Consider the following 22,905-nt stretch of genomic DNA (forward strand, 5'->3'; position numbering starts at 1 on the left):
TCCTTATATAACCCTTCATTTGAAATAATCTAATTTCAGCCGCTTTTTATCATTACTTTTTCTAATTCCATGTTCGGTTATCAAAAGTCCGGATCCCATGTGCGGCCATAGGTTTGTTATATAAGTTCGGCATTTTGCCGCTTTAATTGTTAATTTTGTGCCTTAAGGCGCATTTTTCCAGTGAAAAACTCTGCACACTAGCCCGGCATTTTACCGCCCCGGAACGGCGATGAGCCTATTTTAACTTATGGTTAATGTGGTCGTTCGGTGATAAGTTCGGGGGAAAGGTATCGTTTGCGTCACGGCGGTTGCACGCAGTTTTCGCCCGTCCCGGCGCAGCATTTGTGTTGAGCAGTCAGTGCGCCATGGCGATCGGGCCGCGAGCCAGGCTCCGCCGCATTGCGTGGCAGCACCCTAACTTCTAGCGACGAGTGGAAAGAGGGAAAAGATGGCAAAGCAAACCCCACTGTACGACCAGCACGTGGCGTGCGGTGCGCGCATGGTAGACTTTCACGGCTGGATGATGCCGCTGCACTACGGCTCGCAGCTCGATGAGCACCACGCGGTACGTCAGGATGCCGGCATGTTCGACGTGTCTCACATGACCATCGTGGATCTGCACGGCGCTCGCACCCGCGAGTTCCTGCGCTACCTGCTGGCGAACGACGTCGCCAAACTGACCCAACCCGGTAAAGCGCTGTACACCGGCATGCTGAATGCTTCCGGCGGCGTGATCGACGACCTGATCGTTTATTTCCTCACTGAAGACTATTTCCGCCTGGTGGTGAACTCCGCCACCCGCGACAAAGACCTGGCCTGGATCGAAGAGCACGCCGCGCCGTATGGCGTCGCGCTGACGGTGCGCGACGATCTGGCGCTGATCGCGGTGCAGGGCCCGCAGGCCAAAGAGCGCGCCGGCACCCTGTTCACCCCGGAACAAAAAAGCGCGGTCGAAGGCATGAAGCCATTCTTCGGCGTGCAGGCCGGCGAGCTGTTCATCGCCACCACCGGTTACACCGGCGAGGCCGGCTATGAGATCGCGCTGCCGAAAGAGCAGGCGGCTGATTTCTGGCAAAAATTGCTGGCCGCGGGCGTCAAGCCGGCCGGTCTGGGCGCGCGCGACACCCTGCGCCTGGAAGCGGGCATGAACCTCTACGGGCAAGAGATGGATGAAGGCGTTTCGCCGCTGGCCGCCAATATGGGCTGGACCATCGCCTGGCAGCCGGAAGATCGCCGTTTCATCGGCCGCGAAGCGCTGGAACAACAGCGCGAGCAGGGCACCGAGCAACTGGTCGGCTTGATCATGACGGAAAAAGGCGTATTACGTAATGAGCTGCCGGTGCGTTTCACCGACGCGGCGGGGCAAACCCACGAAGGCGTGATCACCAGCGGTTCGTTCTCCCCGACGCTGGGCTTCAGCATCGCGCTGGCGCGCGTGCCGGCGGGTATCGGCGAGCAGGCCATCGTGCAGATCCGCAACCGCGAGATGCCGGTCAAAGTGACCAAGCCCGGTTTCGTTCGCGCCGGCAAGCCGCTGACAAATTGATTTTTTATTGATTGATTCTTTTATTTCTTCGAAGGAGTAACCGGCGATGAGCAATGTGCCAACAGAATTGAAATACGCATCCTCTCATGAGTGGGTTCGCGCAGAAGGTAACGGCGTTTACACCGTAGGCATCACCGAACATGCGCAGGAACTGCTGGGCGATATGGTGTTTGTCGATCTGCCGGAAGTGGGCCGCACAGTCGCCGCCGGTGAAGACTGCGCCGTGGCGGAATCCGTCAAGGCGGCGTCGGACATCTACGCGCCAATCAGCGGTGAAATCGTGGCGGTGAACGCCGAGCTGGAAAGCTCCCCGGAGCTGGTGAACAGCGAACCTTACGGTGACGGCTTCCTGTTCCAGATTAAAGCCTCCGACGAAGGCGAGCTGGCGAACCTGCTGGACGCCGCGGCTTATCAGGCCTCGATCGACGAGTAATCGTGCCCACGCCCCAGGCCTTTCGGCCGGGGCGTTTTAGTTACCGTTCAAGCTATATCCCGTATCACGCAAGCATTCAGGAATTTGTAGCAATGACTCAGACACTCAGCCAACTCGAACACAGCGAAGCGTTCATCGAACGCCACATCGGCTCTTCTGCGGAACAACGCCAGGAGTTGCTGGCAGCGGTGGGCGCTCGCTCGCTCAGCGCGCTGATCCAACAGATCGTGCCGGCGGACATTCAGCTGCCGGGGCCGCCGCCGGTTGGCGACGCGGCGACCGAACATCAGGCGCTGGCTGAGCTGAAGGCGATCGCCTCGCAGAATCAGCGCTACAAATCCTACATCGGCATGGGCTACAGCGCCGTGCTGACGCCGCCGGTGATCCTGCGCAATATGCTGGAAAACCCGGGCTGGTACACCGCTTACACCCCTTATCAGCCGGAAGTGTCGCAGGGCCGTCTGGAAGCGCTGCTGAACTTCCAGACTGTGACCCTCGATCTGACCGGACTGGATCTGGCCTCCGCATCGCTGCTGGATGAAGCCACCGCCGCCGCCGAGGCGATGGCGTTGGCCAAACGCGCCAGCAAGCTGAAAGACGCCAACCGCTTCTTCGTGGCTGACGACGTGCATCCGCAGACGCTGGACGTGGTACGCACCCGCGCCGAAACCTTCGGCTTCGACGTCATCGTCGATAAAGCGGAAAAAGTGCTGGAGCTGGACGGCGTGTTCGGCGTGTTGCTGCAGCAGGTGGGCACCACCGGTGAACTGCACGACTACAGCGCGCTGCTGGCCGAACTGAAATCGCGCAAAATCATCACCAGCGTGGCCGCCGATATCATGGCCCTGGTGCTGCTGACCGCGCCGGGCAAGCAGGGCGCCGACGTGGTGTTCGGCTCCGCACAACGCTTCGGTGTGCCGATGGGCTACGGCGGCCCGCACGCCGCCTTCTTCGCCTGCCGCGACGAGTTCAAGCGCTCGATGCCGGGCCGCATCATCGGCGTTTCCCGCGATGCCGCCGGCAACACCGCGCTGCGCATGGCGATGCAGACCCGCGAGCAGCATATCCGCCGCGAGAAGGCCAACTCTAATATCTGCACTTCGCAGGTGCTGCTGGCCAACATCGCCAGCCTGTATGCGGTGTATCACGGCCCGCAAGGGCTGCAGCGCATCGCCGGGCGTATCCATCGCCTGACCGACATCCTGGCCGCCGGGCTGCAGAAGGCCGGCCTGACGCTGCGTCACCACACCTGGTTCGACACCCTGACCGTTGAAGTGAAAGACAAGGCGGCGGTGCTGGAGCGCGCGCTGAGCTTCGGCATCAACCTGCGTACCGACATTCACGGCGCCGTCGGCATCACGCTGGATGAAGCCACCTCGCGTGAAGACGTGCAAACGCTGTTCGCACTGCTGGCCGGCGACAATCACGGTCTGGACATCGACGCGCTGGACGCGGCGGTGAGCAAAAACAGCCAATCGATCCCGGCCGCCATGCTGCGCCAGGATCCGATCCTGACCCACCCGGTATTCAACCGCTATCACAGCGAAACCGAGATGATGCGTTACATGCATCGCTTGGAGCGTAAGGATCTGGCGCTGAACCAGGCGATGATCCCGCTGGGTTCCTGCACCATGAAATTGAACGCCGCGGCGGAAATGATCCCGATCACCTGGCCTGAATTCTCCGAACTGCACCCGTTCTGCCCGCCGGAGCAGGCTGCCGGTTACCAACAGATGATCGGCCAACTGTCTCAGTGGCTGGTGCAGCTGACCGGCTATGACGCGGTGTGCATGCAGCCGAACTCCGGCGCGCAGGGCGAATACGCCGGCCTGCTGGCGATCCGCCGCTACCACGAAAGCCGCAACGAAGCGGGCCGTCACGTCTGCCTGATCCCGAGCTCGGCGCACGGCACCAACCCGGCCTCCGCCCAGATGGCGGGCATGAGCGTGGTCGTGGTCGCCTGCGACAAGAACGGCAACATCGATCTGCACGATCTGCGCGTCAAGGCGGAGCAGGCAGGCGAAGAACTCTCTTGCATCATGGTGACCTACCCGTCGACCCACGGCGTGTATGAAGAAACCATCCGCGAAGTGTGCCAGATCGTGCATCAGTTCGGCGGTCAGGTGTATCTCGACGGCGCCAACATGAACGCCCAGGTGGGCATCACCACGCCTGGCTACATCGGCGCGGACGTTTCGCACCTCAACCTGCATAAGACCTTCTGCATCCCGCACGGCGGCGGCGGCCCGGGCATGGGCCCGATCGGCGTGAAAGCGCACCTGGCGCCGTTCGTGCCGGGCCACAGCGTGGTGCAGATCGACGGCGTGACCACCCAGCAGGGCGCGGTCTCCGCGGCGCCGTTCGGCAGCGCCTCCATCCTGCCTATCAGTTGGATGTACATCCGCATGATGGGCGCGGAGGGCCTGAAGCAGGCCAGCCAGATGGCGATCCTGAACGCCAACTACATCGCTACCCGTCTGAAAGACGCATACCCGATTCTGTATACCGGCCGCGATCACCGCGTGGCGCACGAATGCATCCTCGACATTCGTCCGCTGAAGGAAGAGACCGGCATCAGCGAAATGGACATCGCCAAGCGCCTGATCGACTTCGGCTTCCACGCGCCGACTATGTCGTTCCCGGTGGCGGGCACGCTGATGGTCGAGCCGACCGAGTCGGAAAGCAAGGTGGAGCTGGATCGCTTTATCGATGCGATGCTGGCGATCCGCAGCGAAATCGACCGCGTCGCCAAAGGCGAATGGCCGCTGGAAGACAACCCGCTGGTGAATGCGCCGCACGTGCAGGCGGAGCTGGTCAACGACTGGCAGCACCCGTACAGCCGCGAGCTGGCGGTGTTCCCGGTGGCCGGCGTACGTGAGAACAAGTACTGGCCGAGCGTTAAGCGTCTGGACGACGTGTACGGCGACCGTAACCTGTTCTGCTCTTGCGTGCCGATGAGCGATTACGAATAACACGTTCGGCAAAGTTTGTGTTTGGGGGACACCGCATGATGCGGTGTCCCTTTTTATTTTATCGCGGCCTATTCTTTCCAGTACGTTCCCACGATTTGAGGAGTCATCATGCAAGCGGCAATCGTAACAGCGCTGGGGCAAGCCCCGGTTTTCGGCACCTTTGAGGAGCCTCAGGCGCAGGCGAATGAAGTGCCGATCGACGTTCTGGCTGCCGGCATCAAGCAGCTGGATCGCGCCACCGTCGCCGGCACTCATTATTCCAGCCCGAAGCAATTGCCGATCGTGCCCGGCACCGACGGCGTGGGCCGTACGGCGGACGGGCAACGGGTGTACTTCGCCTCTTTCCGTCGCCCTTACGGCGCGATGGCCGAGCGCAGCGTCGCGTCCTGGACGGTGCCGGTGCTGGAGGCGTTGGGCGTGGACGCCACGGTGGATCTGAACCTGCAGGGCGAGGCGCTGGCGCAGGCCTTCGCGGCGGCGGCGGGGCCGGGTGGTTATCAGGTGATTGTCGATTACATCTGGGGCCCGGCGACCGAAGCGCTGCTGGCGACGCTCAATAATCACGATCTCTCGTCTTACGCCGGGGGGCGCGGCATTCGCTTGGTCAACGTCGGCTCGATGGCCGCGCCGGACATCCGGCTGCCGGCGGCGGTGCTGCGCAGCAATCAGCTGCAGATCCTCGGCAGCGGCACCGGCAACTTCCCGCCGATCCCGGAGATGCAGCGCTACGCGACCGAGATTTTGGCGCTGGCGGCGACCGGAGCGCTCACTATCGAGACGCAGGAGCACGCGCTGGCGGAGATCGCCGAGGTGTGGGATCTGAACAAGAAAAGCGACGTGCGTTCGGTGATACGCATCGCCCGCTAAGCCCTGGCCGCTAGCGGCAGAGGCAGACCAGGTGAATGTCCTCCGGCTCACGGGCGAACAATTCGGTATCCGGCTGTTCGATGAGCCGGCAGCCCTGCGCCAGATAGAAGTCTACGGTGCTTTTGTTGGGAATGGAGGAGACGTACAGCCCGGCGGCGCCTTCTTGCGCCGCCTGCCGCAGACAGAGCTGGAACAGCTGCTTGCCTAACCCCTGGCCGCGTTGGTGCGCGCTGACGTAAAAGAACAGCAGCTGGCGCAGATCTTGCCGCGGGCCGCGCGGTTCGGTGTCCAGCGCCGCCGCTGCCACGATCTCCTCGCCTTCGAACAGCGCGAAGAACGCGCCGCCGCGATCGAAGCACGCTTCGTGGATCGGCGTATAGGTTTCCCGATCGTGCGGATCCCAGCCGCGCACATCGTAGTAGTCCGGGTAGGGGTGTAGCTTGCCGTCCTGCAGGCGATACAGGGTGTCGATAATTTCGCTGCGGTCGATATCCCACAGCCGGTCGAGTTGCTGCCGTTGCAGCAGTACAGGGGCGATCATGCTCGTGGTTAACTCTCAATCTGTGGCCGGTAACTTTCCGGCAAATCGATGATAAAGCCGATGCCGCGATCGTCGAGACCTTCGGTGACGCGCAGCTGCGCGCCGATTTTGTCGGCCAGGTTGCGGGCGATGGCCAATCCCAGCCCGCTGCCGGTCTGTTGCGTGCCGGGCACGCGGTAAAAGCGCTCAAACAGGCGCGGAAGGTGCTCTTCGCTCACCCCGGGGCCGTTGTCGCGCAACGTAATATAGCAGCCGAGCGGCGCCAGCGAGCGGATATTGGCTTCGATGCGGCTGCCGGGCGGCGCGTATTTGAGCGCATTGTCCAGCAGATTGGTGAAGATGGCGATCAGCGCATGGCGGTCGGTACTCACCACCACCTCCTCGCTGCCGTCGAGCGACAGTTCGACATCTTTTTCCAACGCATAGGGGACGTGCTGCGCGATGCATTTGCCGATCTCCGCATAGATATCCACCGCCTCAATCTTCAGCGGAAAATCTTCCGCCTCCAGCTTGGCCAGGTTGATCAGCTGGCGCGACAGCGACGCCGCCCGATCCAGCCCTTGCTGCATGTCGCCGATGATTTCCCGGCGCTCCTGCTGCTCGCTGACCTGGGTCAGCAAATGCAGCTGCGCCAGCACGGCGGCGATCGGCGTGCGCAGCTCATGCGCGGCGTCGGCCATAAATCGTTTCTCGCGCTGATTGGCGGCGTCGATGCGCGCCATCAGTTTGTTAACCTCCATCACCACCGGCCGGATTTCCTGATACTGCTCGCTGACGTTGATCGGCGACAGATTGCCGGGCTGACGATCGGAAATGGTTCGGGCGATCTGGCGCAGCGGCCGCAGGCTGAAATAGGCCGTAAACAGCAAAGTGATGATGATGGCCGCCAGAATGCCCAGCAGCGGTACGGCGGTGCTCTCCGCCGGGTTGCCGAACAGCGTGGTGCGATCGTTGAACGATTCGCCGACGATCACCCGGTACTGGCGATTCTCGCTCCAGCTGCCGGCGAGATGCCAGTTGGCGCCGGCGTAATTGACCGAGCCGGACAGCACCGAAGGCGGCAGGCGCAGCGGCTCTCCCTGCGTTTGCGAACTGTAAAGCACCCGGTTGTCTCGATCGTAAACCACAAACAGCGGGTGATAGTCGATTTCATCCTGCATGCCGTTATTGATGGAATCAATGTACATGCCTTCAATGGTCTTGATGATGCCGCGGTAATCGATATGGTCAGTGCCGGTTTCGTCGAGAATATTGGCGATGCCTGCAGCGACGATGCGTTGCTGGTTATCGAAATATTTCTCCATGTCGGGGTAATACCAATATTTCACCCAGGCGACGAGGATCCCCCACAATAATAAAATGGCCAGCACCTGGAAAATAATGGTGCGCATAAAGAAGGATTTGAAACCGATCATTTCGCTACTCTTTCTTCAGCAAATAACCAATGCCGCGTACGGTAATAATTCTTTCTTTACCGATCTTGCGCCGTAAATTATGCATGTGCACTTCCAGCGAGTTGCTTTCCACGCTGTCGCCGTGGCCGAACAGCCGCTGTTCCAACACCGCTTTGCGCACCACGGTGCCGGCGCAGCGCATCAGTTCGTGCAGCAGGTGATACTCTTTTTTCGACAGCATCAGCAGTTCGTTATCCAGCATGACCTGATGGTTGACCGGATCGAGATACAGCGCGCCGAGGCTCCAGGTTTGTGACGCGAAGCCCGCCATGCGCCGGTTGACCGCCTTGACGCGCGAGATGAGTTCGGGCAGCGCAAAGGGTTTGGCCAGAAAGTCGTCCGCGCCGGAATCCAGGCTGTTCACCAGGCTTTCAATGCGGTCGCGGGCGGTCAGGATGATGATCGGGATATTTTGCCCGGCGGCGCGCCAGGCGATCAGCCTCTGCAAACCGTCACCGTCCGGCAGCGTGAGATCCAGCAGCATCAAATCGAACCCGCCGGATGAAAGTTTATTTTCCGCGTCGACGAGCAGGCGCACCCAGCACAAATTAAAGCCGGCCAGCTCCAATGCTCGGCACAGCGCCTTGCCTAATTGCAGGTCGTCTTCCACCAACAGTATGTTCACGTTATTTCCGCTGAGATCCTTGAGTCGCGCTTATCTAACTATAACGCTGACGGGAAGACAACGGGGAAACCTGCGCTGCCTGCACGTTCTTAAGCAAACCTTAATCTGGCTTTAATCTCGCGTTAAGGGAACGAGGGGGGATTTCAGTTATTTTGCTGCCATTCGAAATCATGGCTGAGGGAGCGAAACATGCAGACTGACGGTTCCCCGCTCGCGGGCGCCTCGCGGCGGCTGATGTATTCAGGCGTGGCGATGCTGCTCGTGCTGTTGATGCTGTCGTTTCGCGGCGATGTGCACAGCCCTGCTCACAAAGGCCTGCATGCTTCCGGTTTGCAGCGGGGCCATCAGGTGGCGGTAACGGACGCCTCCGGCTGCGCGAAATATCGGATTAAAAAGCTGCTGCGCCGCCTGGCTCAGCTCTGAAGCGTTTTCTAGAGCGCCGCTCTATACTCTGACTGGCAAACGGGGAGCCTGTGCGCAGGCCGTTATTTTTATATCGCCAACCAGAGAAAAAATACGATGACGAAAGTGGCATTGGTGACTGGCGCAAGCCGGGGAATTGGCCGCGCGACCGCTTTGCTGCTGGCCCGGCAGGGCTATGCGGTGGGTGTGAATTACCTGCGTGACGAAAGTGCGGCGCGGCAGGTGGTGGCGGAGATTGAAACGCAGGGCGGTAAGGCGCTGGCATTGCAGGCTGACGTGGCCGACGAAGCGCAGGTGATGGCGATGTTCGGCGCACTGGATGCCGGGCTGGGCACGCTCAGTGCGCTGGTCAACAACGCCGGCATTCTGTTCCAGCAGGCGAACATTGAACAGTTGACCGCCGAGCGCATCAATCAGGTGCTCGGCACCAACGTTACCGGTTACTTCCTGTGTTGCCGCGAGGCGGTGAAGCGCATGGCGCTGCGCTATGGCGGGCGGGGCGGCGCCATCGTCAACGTTTCCTCCGCGGCGTCCCGACTGGGGGCGGCGGGAGAGTACGTCGACTATGCCGCCTCGAAAGGCGCCGTCGATACGCTGACCATCGGGTTATCGCGGGAAGTGGCGGCGCAGGGCATTCGCGTCAACGGCGTGCGGCCCGGATTCATCTATACCGAGATGCACGCCAGCGGCGGCGAGCCTGGCCGGGTGGATCGCGTGAAGGACAGTTTGCCGATGCAGCGCGGCGGCCAGCCGCAGGAAGTGGCGGAGGCGATCGCCTGGTTGCTGTCTGACGCCGCATCTTACGTGACCGGCACCTTTATCGAGGCCGCAGGCGGGCGTTGAACGCATCCGTAGGGTTTTGACATCCCTCCGGATGCGAGGTATTTTGATTAAATAACAATCAAAATGTAGTTACAAAAATGTATGTTTATTTTGAATGGAATCAGGATAAAAATCACAGTAACCAGCGCAAACACCGTGTCAGTTTTGAGATTGCGCAACGGGTTTTTCTGGATCCCAACCATTTGGCTGTGTTGGAAAGGAGCGAGGGTGGAGAAGAACGTTGGCAAACGATCGGCATGGTCGGATCCTGCTTGCTGTTGCTGGTGGCACATACGACGATCGAAACGGATGTCGAAGGCGATACAGTAGAGATCGTGCGTATCATTTCAGCACGCAAGGCCGATGCCAAAGAGAGGGGAAGAGATGAAGCGCAAAAATTCCGCCAAAAATCTGGCCCATAGCGTACTCCCGCCGTTGACGGAGGAGCAGAAAGCGCAAATTGCTTCACTGAGTGCGTTGCCGGACGAGGACATCGATTATGCCGATGCGCCGGCACTGGATGAGGAAAAGTGGCAGGCTGCGGTTCAGGGGCGTTTTTATAAACCGATGAAAGTATCGAAAACCATCCGCATCGATGCGGATGTGTTGGCCTGGCTTCAGCGGCCAGGCAAAGGCTATCAGAAACGCCTGAACGCCGTGTTGCGTGAGGCGATGTTGAAAGAGCATGAACACGGGGAATAATGTGTGCCAGGCGGCTAACGATCCGGTGAGGTTCTCACCGGATTTTTTTTGCTGTTTTTTCAGGTAATGCGTTATCAACGCCGGCGGTCTAATTGCGGCGCTCGGTCAAAACCACAAAAACGGTCATTAACGGTCATGCTGCGGAGCGTGGAATTGTGACCGTTTACCGTTTCTCTCCTGTTTACCTCAGGCGTACGCGCATCATAACTGCCTGTTACTCCACACTTTCGTAATTATTCATTTCATTTCCTTCCCGATTTTTTTGACAACTATCACATCGCGATCGTTGACCGATCGCAGGGCGATGCGCTTTGCGTCCGCGCGCAAAACGCGGCGCGGCAAATCGATATCGTAATCAACGTTGTGGAGGAGAAAAGAAACATGCTGCCTGTAGAACGTCATCGCTTTATCACCGAAGTCTTGAGCCAGCGCGGCCGCGTGATGGTGCAGGAGGTGGCGCAGCTGTGCCACATCTCTATCGAGACGGCGCGGCGTGATCTGGCCTTGCTTGAACGGCGCGGCCTGCTGCTGCGCAGCCACGGTGGCGCAGTGTTCGTCGAGCCGCCGGCGGTGGAGAAAACCTATGTGCCCGCCGAGATAGACCAGGGGGAATCTTTCCGCCAGCGCAGCAACGAGGCGCCGGAACAGAAGACGCGCATTGCCAAACGCGCGCTGGAATTTATCGCGCCGGGGGACTGCCTGCTGCTGGACAGCAGTTCCACCAGTTGGTTTTTGGCGCGCCAACTGCCGGATATCTCGCTGGTGGTGCTGACCAACTCGCTGCACATCATCCAGACGCTGGCCTGCAAGGCCAACGTGCGCACCATCGGCCTGGGGGGCGAGTATTCCGCCAAGTACGAGGATTTTATCGGCGTGCTGGCGGAGCAGATGCTGAAGGAGTTCGTGATCAACAAGCTGTTTTTCTCCTGCCACGGCATCTGCCAGGACGGCGGCATCCGCGAAAGCAATGAGCACCATGCGCGGCTGAAGCAGCAGATGCTGCTGGCGTCGGAACGCAAGTTCCTGCTGGTGGACAGCAACAAGTTCGGCCGCCGCTCGTTCGCCCGCATTTGCCATTACCGGGAAATAGACACGCTGATCACCGACAGGCTCAGCGACGACGAATTTCGTCAGGAACTGGCCTGGAACAACGTCGACGTGATTGAAGTTTCACCCGCCGCGAAAAGGGCGGCGCGATAACAACAATGAAAACCCTTATTACAGCCAACACTTGTGGAGAGAGAACAATGAAAAAATCCGTACTGGTCGGTCTGTTTGCCTCGCTGCTGCTGTCGGTCTCTGCGCAGGCGGCGGACAAGCTGAAAATGGGCGTGGTGGTGAAGATCGGCGGCATTCCCTGGTTCAACGCCATGGAGGCCGGCATCAAAAGCGAGAGCGCCAAACGCGGCATCGACGCCTGGATGGTTGGGCCGACGGCGGCGGATCCGGCGCTGCAGGTGCGCGCCATCGAGGATCTGATCGCGCAGAAGGTGGACATCATCGGCGTGGTGCCGAACGACGCCCGGGTGCTCGAGCCGGTGCTCAAGCGCGCGCAGGAGGCGGGCATCAAGGTGATCGTGCACGAATCCCCCGGCCAGAAGTACGCCGACTGGGATTTTGAGCTGGTGGACGCCTCGCAGCACGGGGTCAACCACATGAAAGCACTGGCCGCCTGCATGAAAGAGCAGGGCAAGTACGCGGTATACGTCGGCAGCCTGACGGTGCCGCTGCACATCACCTGGTCGGACTCGGCCATCAACTACCAGAAGCAGCACTACCCGAACATGCAACTGGTGGGCGACAAGTTCGGCGTGGGGGAATCGCTGGATGACAGCGTGCGCACCACCAACGATCTGATGGCCAAGTATCCCGATCTGAAAGGCGTACTGGCGTTCGGCTCGCAGGGGCCGATCGGCGCCGGGCGCGCGGTGCTCAACCGCGGCAAAAGCAACGATATCTGCGTCATCGGGCCGTTCAGCCCGGGCCAGGGCGCTTCGCTGGTCAATCGCGGCGCCATCAAGGGCGGTTACATCTGGAATCCGATGGTGGCCGGCGAAGTGTTCGTGCGCATCGCCGACATGATGCACAAGGGGGAGAAAATCACCGACGGCATGACCATCGAAGGCATGGGCAAGGTGCAGGTGGATGCGCAGCAGCACACCATTCTCGGCAACGCCACCGAAAGCCTGGATAAGCAAAACCTGCCGAAGCTGGTGAAAATGGGGCTGTAATCATGGCGATTTCCGGCAATACGGCAACGCAGGGCGCGCCGCTTATCGAACTGCAACAGCTGTCGATGACCTTTGGCGGGCAGCGTGCGCTGAACGATATTTCATTGGCGCTGATGCCGGGGGAGGTGCACTGTCTGGCCGGCACCAACGGCTGCGGCAAGAGCACGCTGATCAAGGCGATCGCCGGCGTCTATCAACCGGACGACGGCAGCCGCATTACCCTCGATGGGCAAACCTTCGGCCGGCTGTCGCCGGATCAGGCGCGCGCCTTCGGCATTCAGGTGATCTATCAGGATCTGTCGCTGTTTCCCAACCTGACGGTGGCGGAAAACATCGCCTTCGAACACAACCTGCGCGGGTTGCTGGGTTGGCACCGCCCGGCGCGGCTGCGGCGCGCCGCCGAACGCCAGCTGCAATCGCTGAGTTTCAATCTGGATCTCGACAAACGGGTGGCGGAGCTGCCGATCGCGCAGCGCCAACAGGTGGCGATCTGCCGTGCGCTGGTGGCGCAGGCGCGGCTGGTGATCATGGACGAACCGACCGCTTCGCTGACCCGCACCGAGGTCAACCAACTGCTGCGCACGGTGGACTATCTGAAAGCGCAGGGCATCTGCGTGGTGTTCGTCAGCCACCGGCTGGACGAGGTGCTGGAGATCTCGGATCGCGTCACGGTGATCCGCGACGGCAACAAAGTCGGCACCTGGCCGGCGGCGGAGATCACCGGCGATCGTCTGACCGAGCTGATGACCGGTCTGAAGCTGGACTATCGCCTGAAAGCGCCCAGCCTGAATAAGGATCGGGTGATGCTGGAGGCGGATCGCCTGAGCCGCGCTGGGCAGTATCAGGATGTGAGTTTCCGTCTGCATCAGGGGGAGGTGCTCGGTCTGTGCGGGCTGCTCGGCTCCGGGCGTACCGAGCTGGCGCTGAGCCTGTTCGGCATGACCCGGCCGGACAGCGGCAAACTCTACCTCGACAGCAAACCGGTGCGCTTTCGCGGCCATGAGGACGCGATCAAGGCCGGCATCGGCTACGTCTCGGAGGATCGCCTGACGCTGGGGCTGGTGCAGCAACAGTCGGTGGCGGATAACGCGGTGCTGACCATTCTCGATAAGCTGCGCGGGCGTTTTCGCCTGATCGACGACTACCGCAAGAATCGCATCGTCGCGGAGTGGATCGCCAAGCTCGGCGTGCGGGTGGCGGATCCGGATCAGGCGGTTTCGACGCTGTCCGGCGGCAATCAGCAAAAGATCGTGCTGGCCAAGTGGGTGCTGACCCAGCCGCGGATCTTGATCCTCGACTCGCCGACCGTCGGTGTCGACGTCGGTGCCAAGGCCAGCATCTACCAACTGATCCATCTGCTGGCGCAGGAGGGGATCGCCATTTTGCTGATCTCCGACGAGGTGCCGGAGGTGTATTACAACTGCGATCGGGTGCTGCACTTCAGCGGCGGCAGCGTGATCGGTGAATACCTGCCGGGGCAGGTGAGCCAGCAACAGCTGGCGGAGGCGGTCAATGCGTAGATTCAGTTTGAAACCGCGCGGCAACGAAGGCTATCTGGCCTGGGTGTTGCTGCTGACGGTCATGGTCTTTTCACTGCTCAGCGATCGGTTTTTAACGGTGCAAAACCTGCTCGATCTCAGCGAAAGCTATGCGGTGAGCGGTATTTTCGCCCTCGGCCTGTTTGTAGTGCTGGTGACCGGCGGCATCGATATCTCCTTCGCCGCAGTCGCCTCGGTGGCGCAGTACCTGATCGCCACGCTGGCGACCCACTACGGCCTGGCCAGCCCGGCGGGCAGCATTCTGCTGGCGTTGGCGATCGGCGCCGCGCTGGGCATGGTCAACGCGCTGCTGATCTACTGCCTGCGCATCGTCTCGATCATCGTCACCATCAGCATGCAGGCGTTGTTGTTCGGCATGCTGATGTGGCTGACCAACGGCCGCAGCCTGTACGCATTGCCGGACTGGTGGACGCTGCCGCGCAGCGTGCTGCCGTTCCAGCTGGATGAGCAGAGCTATCAGCTCGGTTTGCCGACGCTGGTGATGCTGGCGGTGGCGCTGCTGACCTGGCTGCTGCTGAACAAAACGCACCTCGGGCGCCAGCTGTTTGCCGTGGGCGGGGATGCGGAATCGGCGCGGCGCATCGGCATCCGCGTTGGCCTGCTGCATTTGTTCGCCTATGGCTATCTGGGCGCGATGGCGGCGATCGGCGGCCTGGTGCAGGTGTACCGCATGGGGGAAGTGGTGCCCAACGCGCTGGTGGGCGGGGAGCTCGACGTGCTGGCGGCGGCGGTGCTGGGCGGCGCCAGCCTGAACGGCGGCAAGGGCAGCGTGGTCGGCACGCTGATGGGCGTGTTCCTGATCGGCGTGCTGAAAAACGGCCTCAACCTGATCGGCGTGTCCAGCTACTTCATGAACGTGGTGATCGGTCTGGTGATCGTCGCGGCGATCACCGTCACTCACTACAAGAAACGCAAAGAAACCGACGTCGGTTTCGCCTGAGGAGCGCCTGATGGGCAACAACCTGAAATTTCGTCCGGACGGGGTCGCCGTCGGTCTGCTGGCATTGCTGCTGGCGGTGGTGCTGGGCTTTAGCCTGCTGATGCCGGGGCGCTTCTTCAGCGGCGCCACCTTCACCAGCGTGGCCTTCCAGCTGCCGGAGCTGGGCCTGCTGACGCTGGCGATGTTCATCCCGATCCTCAGCGGTGGCCTGAACCTGTGCATTATCGCCAGCGCCAACCTGACCAGCCTGCTGATGGCCTGGCTGTTCATCAGCTACCTGCCGGCGGATGCCGGGCTGGGCTTGCAGGCGCTGTGGCTGGCGTTGGCGCTGGCGGCGGCGATGCTGTTGGCCGGGCTTATCGGCGCGGCGACCGGCGCGTTGGTGGCCTACGTCGGCGCGCATCCGATTCTGGTGACGCTGGCCACCATGACGACGGTCAACGGCATCGGCATTTACCTGACGCGCGGCGCGGCCCTGAGCGGCATGCCGGAGATCGTGCGGTTTATCGGCGCCGAGCGCGTGCTGGGCGTGCCGGTACCGCTGTGGATCTTCCTGGTGGTCGCCGCCTTGCTGGCGCTGTTCTTGCAGAAAACCCGGCTCGGCAAATGCATCTACATGAGCGGCAGCAACATCAACGCCACCCACTTCAGCGGCGTGAATACCCATCGGGTGTTGATCGCCATTTACACCCTCTCCAGCCTGCTGTGCGTCATTGCCGGGCTGGTGATGATGGCGCGCTTCAACTCGGCGCGCATGGGTTACGGCGACTCCTACCTGCTGCTCACGGTGCTGGCGATCATACTGGGCGGCACCGATCCGTTCGGCGGTTTTGGCCGGGTCAGCGGCGTGGTGTTGGCGCTGATCGTGCTGCAGGTGATCGCGACCGGTTTGAACCTGATGAACGTCAGCCCGCATTTCAGTCTGGCGATGTGGGGCGCGGTGCTGATCGCGGTGCTGGCGCTGAAGTTTTTCCGCCATCGCTATCAGCAGCGGCGGGCGATGCGCCGCAGCGCGGCCCAGGCCAGAATCGCGGCGGGCCACTGATCCCTTTTCCCTTTTGCGCAGGATAACGCTAATGAAATACCAGATTTCACCTTCACTGATGTGCATGAACCTGATGGATATCCGGCAGCAATTGGCGGTGCTGAATCGCCGCGCCGATATGCTGCATATCGACATCATGGACGGGCACTACGTTAAAAACATCACGCTGTCGCCGTTCTTTATCGAACAGATCCGCCCGCATACCTCGTTGTTGCTGGACGTGCATTTGATGGTGGAGAACCCAACCGATTTTATCGAGCCGATCGCCCGCGCCGGGGCGGACTTTATCTGCCCGCACGCCGAAACCATCAACCGCGACGCGTTCCGCGTGATCAATCAAATCCGCGCGCTGGGCAAAAAAGTGGGGGTGGTGCTGAACCCGGCCACGCCGGTGGAGTTTATTCGCCACTACCTTCACCTGCTGGACAAGGTCACCGTCATGACCGTCGATCCGGGCTATGCCGGGCAGCCGTTCATTCCCGAAATGCTGGACAAGATCCGCCAGTTGCGCGATCTGAAACGCCAACAGGATCTGAACTATCTGATCGAAATAGATGGATCCTGTAACCAGCGCACCTACCGCGATCTGATGGGCGCCGGCGCGGAAGTGTTGATCGTCGGCAGCTCCGGGTTGTTCAATCTCGATCCGGATCTGGAGGCGGCATGGGAAAAAATGCTGGATCAGATGCGGCAGGCGGCCTGAGGCGGGGGATATGATGCGGTATTTTCTTGGCGTTGACGTTGGCGGCACCAATACCCGCCTGCTGTTGATGGATGATGACGGCGAGTTTAGTGCTTACCGCAAGATAGCGACCGCCGATTGGGCGCAGCGGGCCGATCCGCTGGCGACGTTGGGCGATCTTATCGCCCGGCATTGCGAGGATCGTCAGGTGGCGCAGGTGATGCTGGGGCTGCCGGGGATCCTCAGCCGCGATCGCTCGCGGGTGCTGTCGCTGCCGTTCATTCCGGCGCTGGATGCCCAGCCGGTGGCGGCGCTGTTGGCCGATTTGCTGGCGCTGCCGGTGCGAATGGACAAGGACGTCAACCATCTGCTGTGGTGGGATTTGCAGCAGCTGCCGGCGCTGCCGCAGGTGGCGGTAGGACTGTATCTGGGCACCGGCATGGGCAACAGCCTGTGGCTGAACGGCGATTTTTACCACGGGGCGCATGGCGCCGCCGGCGAGTTGGGGCACATTCCCTGGCCGGGCCATCTGGGCGAGTGCCCGTGCGGCAAACGGGGCTGCGTCGAGAGTTTGACCTCCGGCCATTGGCTGACCGGCTGGGCGCGCGCCAACGCGGCGCAAACGCCGTTCGACCGGCTGTTCGAACGCCATGGCGATCATCCGGATTTGCGGCGTTTCGTTGAACGATTGGCGCAGACCATTGCCATCGAAATGAACGTGATCGACCCCCAACGGCTGATCCTGGGCGGCGGCGTGATCGCCATGCGCGGTTTTCCGTTGGCGCGGCTGGAGCAAGAGATCCGCCGTCATCTGCGCGGGCCGCAGCCGGCACAGGGATTGGCGATCTCCATCAGCCGCCTGACCGATGAAACCGGCAGCAAAGGCGCCTGTCTGGCAGCCCGGCGCCACCTCCAATTGAGCAGGGAGTACCAGCAATGAAAGGCAAAGTCTGCGTGTTCGGTTCGTTCAACCTGGATATCGTCGCCGGTATGGCGCGGTTTCCGCAGCCCGGCGAATCGCTGATCGCCCGTAACAGTATGATGGGGGCGGGCGGCAAGGGCGCCAACCAGGCCACCGCCGCGCTGCGCGCCGGGGCGCGGGTGCATTATATCGGCAAGGTGGGGCGCGACGACTTCGGCACCTTCGCCCGGCGTCATCTCGCCGCGGCCGGCTTCGATGCGGTGACGCTGTTCTCGACCGGCGATTGCCCGACCGGCAATGCGCTTATCTACGTTGCCGGCGAGGATGCGGAGAACATGATCGCCGTCGATCCCGGCGCCAACCTGACGGTCAGCGAGGACGAGGTGCGCCAGTGCCGCCCGGCGATCGCCGCGGCGGATATTCTGTTGACCCAGTTGGAGAACAACCTGCCGGCGATCGAACAAGTGATTGCCATCGCCCGCGAGGCGCGGACGTTCATCATTCTCAACCCGGCGCCGTTTCAGCCGGTGCCGGACAGCCTGCTGGCGCAGGTCGATCTGCTGACGCCCAACGCCACCGAATGCACATTGCTGACCGGCGTGCCGGTGCGGGATGTGGCTTCGGCGCGTCAGGCGGCGCAGGTGCTGCACGCCAAGGGCATTCGTTTGCTGATCGTGACCTTGGGCACGCAGGGAGCGTTGTTCTCGGACGGGGAAAACAGTGAGCTGATCCCGGCGTTTCCGGCGCAGCCGAAAGACACCACCGGCGCGGGGGATGCGTTTAACGGCGCTCTGGCGGCGCAGCTGGCGAATCAGGTGCCGTTAGCCGATGCGGCGCGCTTCGCCGCCGCCTACGCGGCGGTCTGCGTGGAACGCGCCGGGGCGGCGGGATCGATGCCGAGTTATGAGGAGGCGTTGGAACGCCAGCAGGCGTTCGCTTGACGTTGACGGGCTGCGGCGCAGAGGCGGCAGCCCGGCTCCCTTACTTCAACCAGCCTTTGCGCTGCGCGTCCCGCAGATGTTGCTCCATATGGCGCCACAGCTCGGGATGCACGTCGGCGATCGACGCATTGCGCGCCAGCACCTGCTCCAGGCTGATGCCGTTTTCCACCCAGCTCTGGCCTTCATTGTGCAGGTTCATCAGCATCGGCATGGTGCGATCCAGCAGCAAGGCAAAGCGCGCATCGGCGCTTTCGCCGTCTTCATATTCCTGCCATAAAGCGGTGAAATACTCGCGCTGAGCCTCCGGCAACATGCCGAACAGACGGCGCGCCGCCGCCACTTCCTGATCGTGGATCGCCGCGCGGGCCGCCAGATCGTAGACCAGCACGTCGCCGGCGTCGATTTCCACGATGTCATGCAGCAGCGCCATCTGGATCACGCGCTGAATGTCTACGTCATCACCGGCGTAGGGCGCCAGACTCATGGCGGCGATGGCGAAATGCCAGCTGTGTTCGGCGGAGTTTTCCTGGCGCTGGGTGCCCAGTACCTTGGTGCGGCGTTGCACGCCTTTCAACTTATCGATTTCCATCAGGAACTGGATGGCCTGGGTCATTGAACCGAAATCTAACGCGGGTACAGCGGATGACATGGTGTAAACCTCAAGGTGGGTGGGTTGAAGCCTGACGATTGTAGACCAGCGGGCGGGGGATTTCGATGGTTACACGCGTTCACATTTTTATTTTAGCGTACACGTGTACACTGGAATTATTCTCAGTTAAGCTGCTTTGCGTTAATTTCGCACAAAGCAGGGCATTTTGAGGGGTTGCGCGTTATGGGGAAAACGGACGTAGTGAAAGCCGGGAACAATAAGATTGTCACCGCGGCTTATCCGTGGGCGGAAGAGATCGCCAACAGCATCAGCCACGGCATCGGGCTGGTGTTCGGTATTGTCGGCCTGGTGTTGCTGCTGGTGCAGGCGGTGAATACCGGCGCCGATGCGACGGCCATCACCAGTTACAGCCTGTACGGCGGCAGCATGATCCTGCTGTTTCTCGCTTCTACGCTGTACCATGCGATCCCGCATCAAAAGGCCAAGCATTGGCTGAAAAAATTTGACCACTGCGCCATTTATCTCCTGATTGCCGGCACTTACACGCCGTTCTTGCTGGTAGGGCTGGATTCGCCGCTGGCGAAGGGCCTGATGGCGGTAATCTGGGGGTTGGCGCTGCTCGGCGTGCTGTTCAAGCTGGCCTTCGCCCACCGTTTTGAAGCCCTGTCGCTGGTGACCTACCTGACGATGGGCTGGCTGTCGCTGATCGTGATTTATCAGCTGGTTACGCGGCTGGAGGCCGGCGGCGTCACGCTGCTGGCGATCGGCGGGGTGGTCTACACCCTGGGCGTGATTTTCTATGCCTCCAAGCGCATTCGCTTTGGCCACGCCATCTGGCACGGCTTCGTGCTCGGCGGCAGCGCCTGCCACTTCATGGCGATCTACCTGTACGTCTAAGCGTTGCCGCTACGTCTGAATGCGTATTGAACTAGCGCCTCTTTTGTTTTAAAAAAGAGGCGCTTGCTTCTTTCGGGTATCCAGCAAGCCCGTTCCTTCATTTCTGAGCCCGCATACCGTTTCTTTAACCTCTGTTCAGGACTCACCAAGATGATCGTTCGCTTATCCAAAGCGCTGCTGGTCTGCGCTATCGCCTTGTTCGCTTCGCTGGTCGCCTTCGGCAACCTCACCGACTACGGCTCCAATTTCGCCTTCGTGCGCCACGTCTTTATGATGGATACCCTTTTCCCCGACGCCACCATCGGCTACCGCTCGATACAGACGCCGTGGCTGCATCACGCCGGTTATATTTTCATCATTGCGTTGGAGAGTCTGACCGCGCTGCTGTGCTGGATTGGTGGCCTGCGCCTGCTGTGCGGCCTGAAACTGCCCGCCAACGCCTTCAACGGCCGCAAAAAATGGGCGGTAGCGGGGCTGACGTTGGGCTTCCTTACCTGGCAGGTCGGTTTTATGTCGATTGGAGGGGAGTGGTTCGGCATGTGGATGTCGCAGCAATGGAACGGCGTGCCGAGCGCGTTTCGCTTCTTCGTCACCATCATCTTGGTGCTGATCTATCTGGTGCAGCGCGACGGGGAGTTGGACGAGTAACGAAGATGGCCGCAGGCAGGGGGCCTGCGGCCGACGGATTATTTCTCTTCGGCCAGCGAGTAGGGCAACGGTTTGATCGCCAGCTGGCTGGCGGCATCGTCGCGCACCCGCAGCTTGCTGTCGGCATCCAGATCGTTGTTCATCACCACCTGCACCCACAGCGTACCGTCGGCTAACTGGCTCGACGCCAGTACGGTGCCGGTGCGACGCCAGTTTTCCCCCAGCTGCAGCTCCAGATCTTCCGCCGCCTGCGGGGCGCGAGCCGCTTTACCTTCCAGCCAGTAGAGCGCACGTTTGTTGGCGCCGCGGAACTTGGCGCGTGCCACCATCTCCTGACCGGTATAGCAGCCCTTGCTGAAACTGATGCCTTCCAGCGCCTGGAGGTTGGTGGCCTGCGGGATCAGCTGCGCGCTGTTGGCGGCGTCGATAACCGGATAACCGGCTTCGATCTCCAGCGCCAGCCACTGGCTGCTGTCATTCCGTTCCGCCTGGTCATGCAGTTTGCCGATCAGCTGTTCGGCCACGGCGGGGCGTGTCACCAGCAGAAAACGTTCCGCCGGCGCATTGAAGTGCAGAATCGTGGTCTCGCCGTCCTGCACCACCGGGTGCTCAGCGCTTGGCAGCGTGGCGAACAGGCCCGCCAGCGCGGCGCGCGCCTGGAAACCGGCGACACCCAGCAATACCGCGTCATTATCGGCGGCGATGGTGACTTTGGAGAACACCGCGTATTTTTTGATTTCCGCCAGTTGGCTGTCCAGCACGCTGCGGCGCTCCAGATAGGCGAAGCCTTCGCCACGGTGGAACAGACGCAGGTTGCTCCACATTTTGCCCTTGGCGTCGCAGTGGGCGCACAGCACGTGTTGATCGGCCGCCAGCGCGTCGATGTCCGCCGTCACCTGGCCCTGGAGATATTTCACCGTGTCCGGCCCGTTCAGCGTCACCAGCGCCCAATCTTCCAGCGAGATCAGCGTCAGGGGCAGATGGGTGGAAGCGGAGGGCTGACGGGGTGGGAATGGAATGTTATGCGCCATAGTAAGTTCCTGCTCAACGTTTAGCTTACCTGAAGGGTATTGGACCCATGGTAAAAGAGGCGACGGGCTTTGCAAACTGTTATTCGCGCCGCGGCGCCGGGGGGCGCTTTTTTTGGCATTTTGCGCTTTATTGCGTTTTCCGCCACAAAGCGCCTTCCCGGCGTGTATGTCAAATTGTTACTCTATAGGCTTGCGGCCAGGGCACCCTTGCAGACAGATCCCCGGTTGATGGAATTATATTGCGACGGCGTTGCCATACAGTGTGTCATTTGAACCCTGCGCTGGCGCTGCCGCGCTGAAAAGAGGTGAGTCATAACAACATGGATATTAACAACAAAGCACGTATTCACTGGGCTTGCCGCCGTGGCATGCGCGAGCTGGACATCTCCATCATGCCGTTCTTCGAATACGAATACGACAGCCTGAATGATGCGGACAAGGCGCTGTTTATCCGCCTGCTGGAGTGCGACGATCCCGATTTGTTCAACTGGCTGATGAATCATGGCGCGCCGCAGGACGGCGAGCTGCAGAGAATGGTGACCCTGATCCAAACGCGAAATAAAGACCGTGGCCCAGTGGCGATGTGATATCCGCATTTCCTGGCGCACCCAGCTGTTTTCACTGTTGACCCACGGCGTTCTGATCCTGCTGATCCTGATTTCGCCCTGGCCGGAAGGCTTTGGCCCGCTCTGGCTGGTGCTGCTGACGCTGGTGGTGTTTCAGTGCATTCGCAGCCAGAAGCGCATCGCCGCGGTGCAGGGCGAGCTGCGGCTGCTGGCGGATCGGCGTTTCAGCTGGCACGGCCGCGAGTGGCGACTGGCGAAAAAACCGTGGATGCCGGGTTACGGCATGCTGTTGACGCTGCAGCCGATGGAAGGCAAAAAGCGCCGCCGGCTGTGGCTGGCTTCCGACTGCATGAGCAAAGAGGAATGGCGCCACCTGCGGCAGCTGTTGCTGTATCCGCCGGCGGGTGACGGCGAACAAGGTTGATAGGGGGCGCCGGCGCGAATCATG

25 protein-coding genes are annotated in these 22,905 nt (G+C 61.2%); 20 read left to right on the top strand and 5 right to left on the bottom strand.

All coding sequences use genetic code 11. From position 1 onward, the window contains the following. Positions 1-448: 448 nt before the first annotated feature. The 4 genes from gcvT to ACMGF9_RS03695 all read left to right on the top strand — a co-directional run bounded on the left by gcvT (position 449) and on the right by ACMGF9_RS03695 (position 5,818). The gene (gene gcvT / locus ACMGF9_RS03680) at positions 449-1,546 is read left to right on the top strand and encodes a glycine cleavage system aminomethyltransferase GcvT (protein ID WP_004931631.1); all 1,098 of its coding nucleotides are present in this window, start codon (positions 449-451) and stop codon (positions 1,544-1,546) included. A gap of 46 nt (positions 1,547-1,592) precedes the next feature. Then, the gene (gene gcvH / locus ACMGF9_RS03685; protein WP_004931633.1) at positions 1,593-1,979 is read left to right on the top strand and encodes a glycine cleavage system protein GcvH; all 387 of its coding nucleotides are present in this window, start codon (positions 1,593-1,595) and stop codon (positions 1,977-1,979) included. A 92-nt stretch (positions 1,980-2,071) separates the two neighbouring features. Further along, positions 2,072-4,951, top strand: a complete 2,880-nt coding sequence (gene gcvP / locus ACMGF9_RS03690) for an aminomethyl-transferring glycine dehydrogenase (protein ID WP_015378983.1) — start codon at positions 2,072-2,074, stop codon at positions 4,949-4,951. Positions 4,952-5,059: 108 nt separating this feature from the next. Beyond that, complete coding sequence (locus tag ACMGF9_RS03695; protein ID WP_414160545.1) at positions 5,060-5,818, top strand: zinc-binding alcohol dehydrogenase family protein; 759 nt, start codon at positions 5,060-5,062, stop codon at positions 5,816-5,818. Between the two features lie 10 nt (positions 5,819-5,828). On the opposite strand, the gene ACMGF9_RS03700 is transcribed toward ACMGF9_RS03695, so the two are convergent. From ACMGF9_RS03700 to ACMGF9_RS03710, 3 genes are read right to left on the bottom strand one after another with little or no spacing between them, the layout of a single operon-like run. Continuing rightward, positions 5,829-6,356 (bottom strand): GNAT family N-acetyltransferase, encoded by a 528-nt coding sequence (locus ACMGF9_RS03700; RefSeq protein WP_031300620.1) that lies wholly within the window; start codon positions 6,354-6,356, stop codon positions 5,829-5,831. An 11-nt stretch (positions 6,357-6,367) separates the two neighbouring features. Next, on the bottom strand, positions 6,368-7,774 hold the full coding sequence (locus ACMGF9_RS03705) for an ATP-binding protein (protein WP_021505718.1): 1,407 nt from the start codon (positions 7,772-7,774) through the stop codon (positions 6,368-6,370). 4 nt (positions 7,775-7,778) lie between these two features. Continuing rightward, on the bottom strand, positions 7,779-8,438 hold the full coding sequence (locus ACMGF9_RS03710; RefSeq protein ID WP_004931642.1) for a response regulator: 660 nt from the start codon (positions 8,436-8,438) through the stop codon (positions 7,779-7,781). 189 nt (positions 8,439-8,627) lie between these two features. Between ACMGF9_RS03710 and ACMGF9_RS03715 the strand changes: the two genes are divergently transcribed. The 12 genes from ACMGF9_RS03715 (at position 8,628) to rbsK (ending at position 18,705) form a co-directional block, all read left to right on the top strand. After that, positions 8,628-8,861 (top strand): hypothetical protein, encoded by a 234-nt coding sequence (locus tag ACMGF9_RS03715; RefSeq protein WP_004931645.1) that lies wholly within the window; start codon positions 8,628-8,630, stop codon positions 8,859-8,861. Positions 8,862-8,957: 96 nt separating this feature from the next. Beyond that, positions 8,958-9,704: an SDR family oxidoreductase gene (locus ACMGF9_RS03720; RefSeq protein WP_031300616.1), complete on the top strand. Its 747-nt coding sequence runs from the start codon at positions 8,958-8,960 to the stop codon at positions 9,702-9,704. Positions 9,705-9,781: 77 nt separating this feature from the next. Next, positions 9,782-10,105 carry a BrnT family toxin gene (locus ACMGF9_RS03725; RefSeq protein ID WP_118891732.1) on the top strand — a complete coding sequence of 108 codons (324 nt, stop codon included), beginning with the start codon at positions 9,782-9,784 and terminating at the stop codon, positions 10,103-10,105. After that, a complete protein-coding gene (locus ACMGF9_RS03730; RefSeq protein WP_004931651.1) occupies positions 10,068-10,385 on the top strand; it encodes a BrnA antitoxin family protein in 318 nt (105 codons plus the stop codon). Before ACMGF9_RS03725 ends, ACMGF9_RS03730 begins: the two co-directional genes overlap by 38 nt. A gap of 381 nt (positions 10,386-10,766) precedes the next feature. Continuing rightward, entirely contained in the window at positions 10,767-11,585 is an 819-nt protein-coding gene (locus ACMGF9_RS03735; protein ID WP_004931653.1) for a DeoR/GlpR family DNA-binding transcription regulator, read from the top strand. 47 nt (positions 11,586-11,632) lie between these two features. Continuing rightward, on the top strand, positions 11,633-12,616 hold the full coding sequence (locus tag ACMGF9_RS03740) for a substrate-binding domain-containing protein (RefSeq protein WP_025304134.1): 984 nt from the start codon (positions 11,633-11,635) through the stop codon (positions 12,614-12,616). 2 nt (positions 12,617-12,618) lie between these two features. Further along, positions 12,619-14,136, top strand: a complete 1,518-nt coding sequence (locus ACMGF9_RS03745) for a sugar ABC transporter ATP-binding protein (RefSeq protein ID WP_021505711.1) — start codon at positions 12,619-12,621, stop codon at positions 14,134-14,136. Further along, on the top strand, positions 14,129-15,115 hold the full coding sequence (locus tag ACMGF9_RS03750) for an ABC transporter permease (RefSeq protein WP_118891733.1): 987 nt from the start codon (positions 14,129-14,131) through the stop codon (positions 15,113-15,115). Before ACMGF9_RS03745 ends, ACMGF9_RS03750 begins: the two co-directional genes overlap by 8 nt. 10 nt (positions 15,116-15,125) lie before the next feature. Then, positions 15,126-16,160: an ABC transporter permease gene (locus ACMGF9_RS03755; RefSeq protein ID WP_021505709.1), complete on the top strand. Its 1,035-nt coding sequence runs from the start codon at positions 15,126-15,128 to the stop codon at positions 16,158-16,160. A gap of 31 nt (positions 16,161-16,191) precedes the next feature. After that, the gene (alsE, locus tag ACMGF9_RS03760) at positions 16,192-16,863 is read left to right on the top strand and encodes a D-allulose 6-phosphate 3-epimerase (RefSeq protein WP_118891734.1); all 672 of its coding nucleotides are present in this window, start codon (positions 16,192-16,194) and stop codon (positions 16,861-16,863) included. A 10-nt stretch (positions 16,864-16,873) separates the two neighbouring features. Continuing rightward, entirely contained in the window at positions 16,874-17,782 is a 909-nt protein-coding gene (alsK, locus tag ACMGF9_RS03765) for an allose kinase (RefSeq protein ID WP_414160546.1), read from the top strand. After that, a complete protein-coding gene (gene rbsK / locus ACMGF9_RS03770) occupies positions 17,779-18,705 on the top strand; it encodes a ribokinase (protein WP_015378971.1) in 927 nt (308 codons plus the stop codon). The genes alsK and rbsK overlap by 4 nt, the downstream gene beginning before the upstream one ends. 40 nt (positions 18,706-18,745) lie before the next feature. On the opposite strand, the gene ACMGF9_RS03775 is transcribed toward rbsK, so the two are convergent. Continuing rightward, complete coding sequence (locus ACMGF9_RS03775) at positions 18,746-19,354, bottom strand: HD domain-containing protein (protein WP_004931670.1); 609 nt, start codon at positions 19,352-19,354, stop codon at positions 18,746-18,748. A gap of 183 nt (positions 19,355-19,537) precedes the next feature. On the opposite strand from ACMGF9_RS03775, the gene trhA reads away from it, so the two are divergent. Further along, entirely contained in the window at positions 19,538-20,212 is a 675-nt protein-coding gene (gene trhA, locus ACMGF9_RS03780; protein WP_021505704.1) for a PAQR family membrane homeostasis protein TrhA, read from the top strand. Positions 20,213-20,362: 150 nt separating this feature from the next. Further along, positions 20,363-20,860 carry a DUF2165 family protein gene (locus ACMGF9_RS03785; RefSeq protein ID WP_044030541.1) on the top strand — a complete coding sequence of 166 codons (498 nt, stop codon included), beginning with the start codon at positions 20,363-20,365 and terminating at the stop codon, positions 20,858-20,860. Between the two features lie 38 nt (positions 20,861-20,898). On the opposite strand, the gene ygfZ is transcribed toward ACMGF9_RS03785, so the two are convergent. Further along, on the bottom strand, positions 20,899-21,891 hold the full coding sequence (gene ygfZ, locus ACMGF9_RS03790; RefSeq protein WP_044030542.1) for a tRNA-modifying protein YgfZ: 993 nt from the start codon (positions 21,889-21,891) through the stop codon (positions 20,899-20,901). A gap of 320 nt (positions 21,892-22,211) precedes the next feature. Between ygfZ and sdhE the strand changes: the two genes are divergently transcribed. Further along, on the top strand, positions 22,212-22,478 hold the full coding sequence (gene sdhE, locus ACMGF9_RS03795; protein ID WP_004931679.1) for an FAD assembly factor SdhE: 267 nt from the start codon (positions 22,212-22,214) through the stop codon (positions 22,476-22,478). Next, entirely contained in the window at positions 22,459-22,881 is a 423-nt protein-coding gene (locus ACMGF9_RS03800) for a protein YgfX (protein ID WP_004931681.1), read from the top strand. The genes sdhE and ACMGF9_RS03800 overlap by 20 nt, the downstream gene beginning before the upstream one ends. Positions 22,882-22,905 lie beyond the last annotated feature (24 nt).

It is taken from the genome of Serratia sp. BNK-23, assembly GCF_047456145.1.
Lineage (GTDB): Bacteria > Pseudomonadota > Gammaproteobacteria > Enterobacterales > Enterobacteriaceae > Serratia > Serratia nematodiphila.

Bases quoted from the DNA above. Each gene is read 5' to 3' on its own strand.
- gcvT (WP_004931631.1), top strand. From the start codon at position 449: ATGGCAAAGCAAACCCCACTGTACGACCAGCACGTGGCGTGCGGTGCG.
- gcvH (WP_004931633.1), top strand. From the start codon at position 1,593: ATGAGCAATGTGCCAACAGAATTGAAATACGCATCCTCTCATGAGTGG.
- gcvP (WP_015378983.1), top strand. From the start codon at position 2,072: ATGACTCAGACACTCAGCCAACTCGAACACAGCGAAGCGTTCATCGAA.
- ACMGF9_RS03695 (WP_414160545.1), top strand. From the start codon at position 5,060: ATGCAAGCGGCAATCGTAACAGCGCTGGGGCAAGCCCCGGTTTTCGGC.
- ACMGF9_RS03705 (WP_021505718.1), bottom strand. From the start codon at position 7,774: ATGATCGGTTTCAAATCCTTCTTTATGCGCACCATTATTTTCCAGGTG.
- ACMGF9_RS03715 (WP_004931645.1), top strand. From the start codon at position 8,628: ATGCAGACTGACGGTTCCCCGCTCGCGGGCGCCTCGCGGCGGCTGATG.
- ACMGF9_RS03720 (WP_031300616.1), top strand. From the start codon at position 8,958: ATGACGAAAGTGGCATTGGTGACTGGCGCAAGCCGGGGAATTGGCCGC.
- ACMGF9_RS03725 (WP_118891732.1), top strand. From the start codon at position 9,782: ATGTATGTTTATTTTGAATGGAATCAGGATAAAAATCACAGTAACCAG.
- ACMGF9_RS03730 (WP_004931651.1), top strand. From the start codon at position 10,068: ATGAAGCGCAAAAATTCCGCCAAAAATCTGGCCCATAGCGTACTCCCG.
- ACMGF9_RS03735 (WP_004931653.1), top strand. From the start codon at position 10,767: ATGCTGCCTGTAGAACGTCATCGCTTTATCACCGAAGTCTTGAGCCAG.
- ACMGF9_RS03740 (WP_025304134.1), top strand. From the start codon at position 11,633: ATGAAAAAATCCGTACTGGTCGGTCTGTTTGCCTCGCTGCTGCTGTCG.
- ACMGF9_RS03745 (WP_021505711.1), top strand. From the start codon at position 12,619: ATGGCGATTTCCGGCAATACGGCAACGCAGGGCGCGCCGCTTATCGAA.
- ACMGF9_RS03750 (WP_118891733.1), top strand. From the start codon at position 14,129: ATGCGTAGATTCAGTTTGAAACCGCGCGGCAACGAAGGCTATCTGGCC.
- ACMGF9_RS03755 (WP_021505709.1), top strand. From the start codon at position 15,126: ATGGGCAACAACCTGAAATTTCGTCCGGACGGGGTCGCCGTCGGTCTG.
- alsE (WP_118891734.1), top strand. From the start codon at position 16,192: ATGAAATACCAGATTTCACCTTCACTGATGTGCATGAACCTGATGGAT.
- alsK (WP_414160546.1), top strand. From the start codon at position 16,874: ATGATGCGGTATTTTCTTGGCGTTGACGTTGGCGGCACCAATACCCGC.
- rbsK (WP_015378971.1), top strand. From the start codon at position 17,779: ATGAAAGGCAAAGTCTGCGTGTTCGGTTCGTTCAACCTGGATATCGTC.
- ACMGF9_RS03775 (WP_004931670.1), bottom strand. From the start codon at position 19,354: ATGTCATCCGCTGTACCCGCGTTAGATTTCGGTTCAATGACCCAGGCC.
- trhA (WP_021505704.1), top strand. From the start codon at position 19,538: ATGGGGAAAACGGACGTAGTGAAAGCCGGGAACAATAAGATTGTCACC.
- ACMGF9_RS03785 (WP_044030541.1), top strand. From the start codon at position 20,363: ATGATCGTTCGCTTATCCAAAGCGCTGCTGGTCTGCGCTATCGCCTTG.
- ygfZ (WP_044030542.1), bottom strand. From the start codon at position 21,891: ATGGCGCATAACATTCCATTCCCACCCCGTCAGCCCTCCGCTTCCACC.
- sdhE (WP_004931679.1), top strand. From the start codon at position 22,212: ATGGATATTAACAACAAAGCACGTATTCACTGGGCTTGCCGCCGTGGC.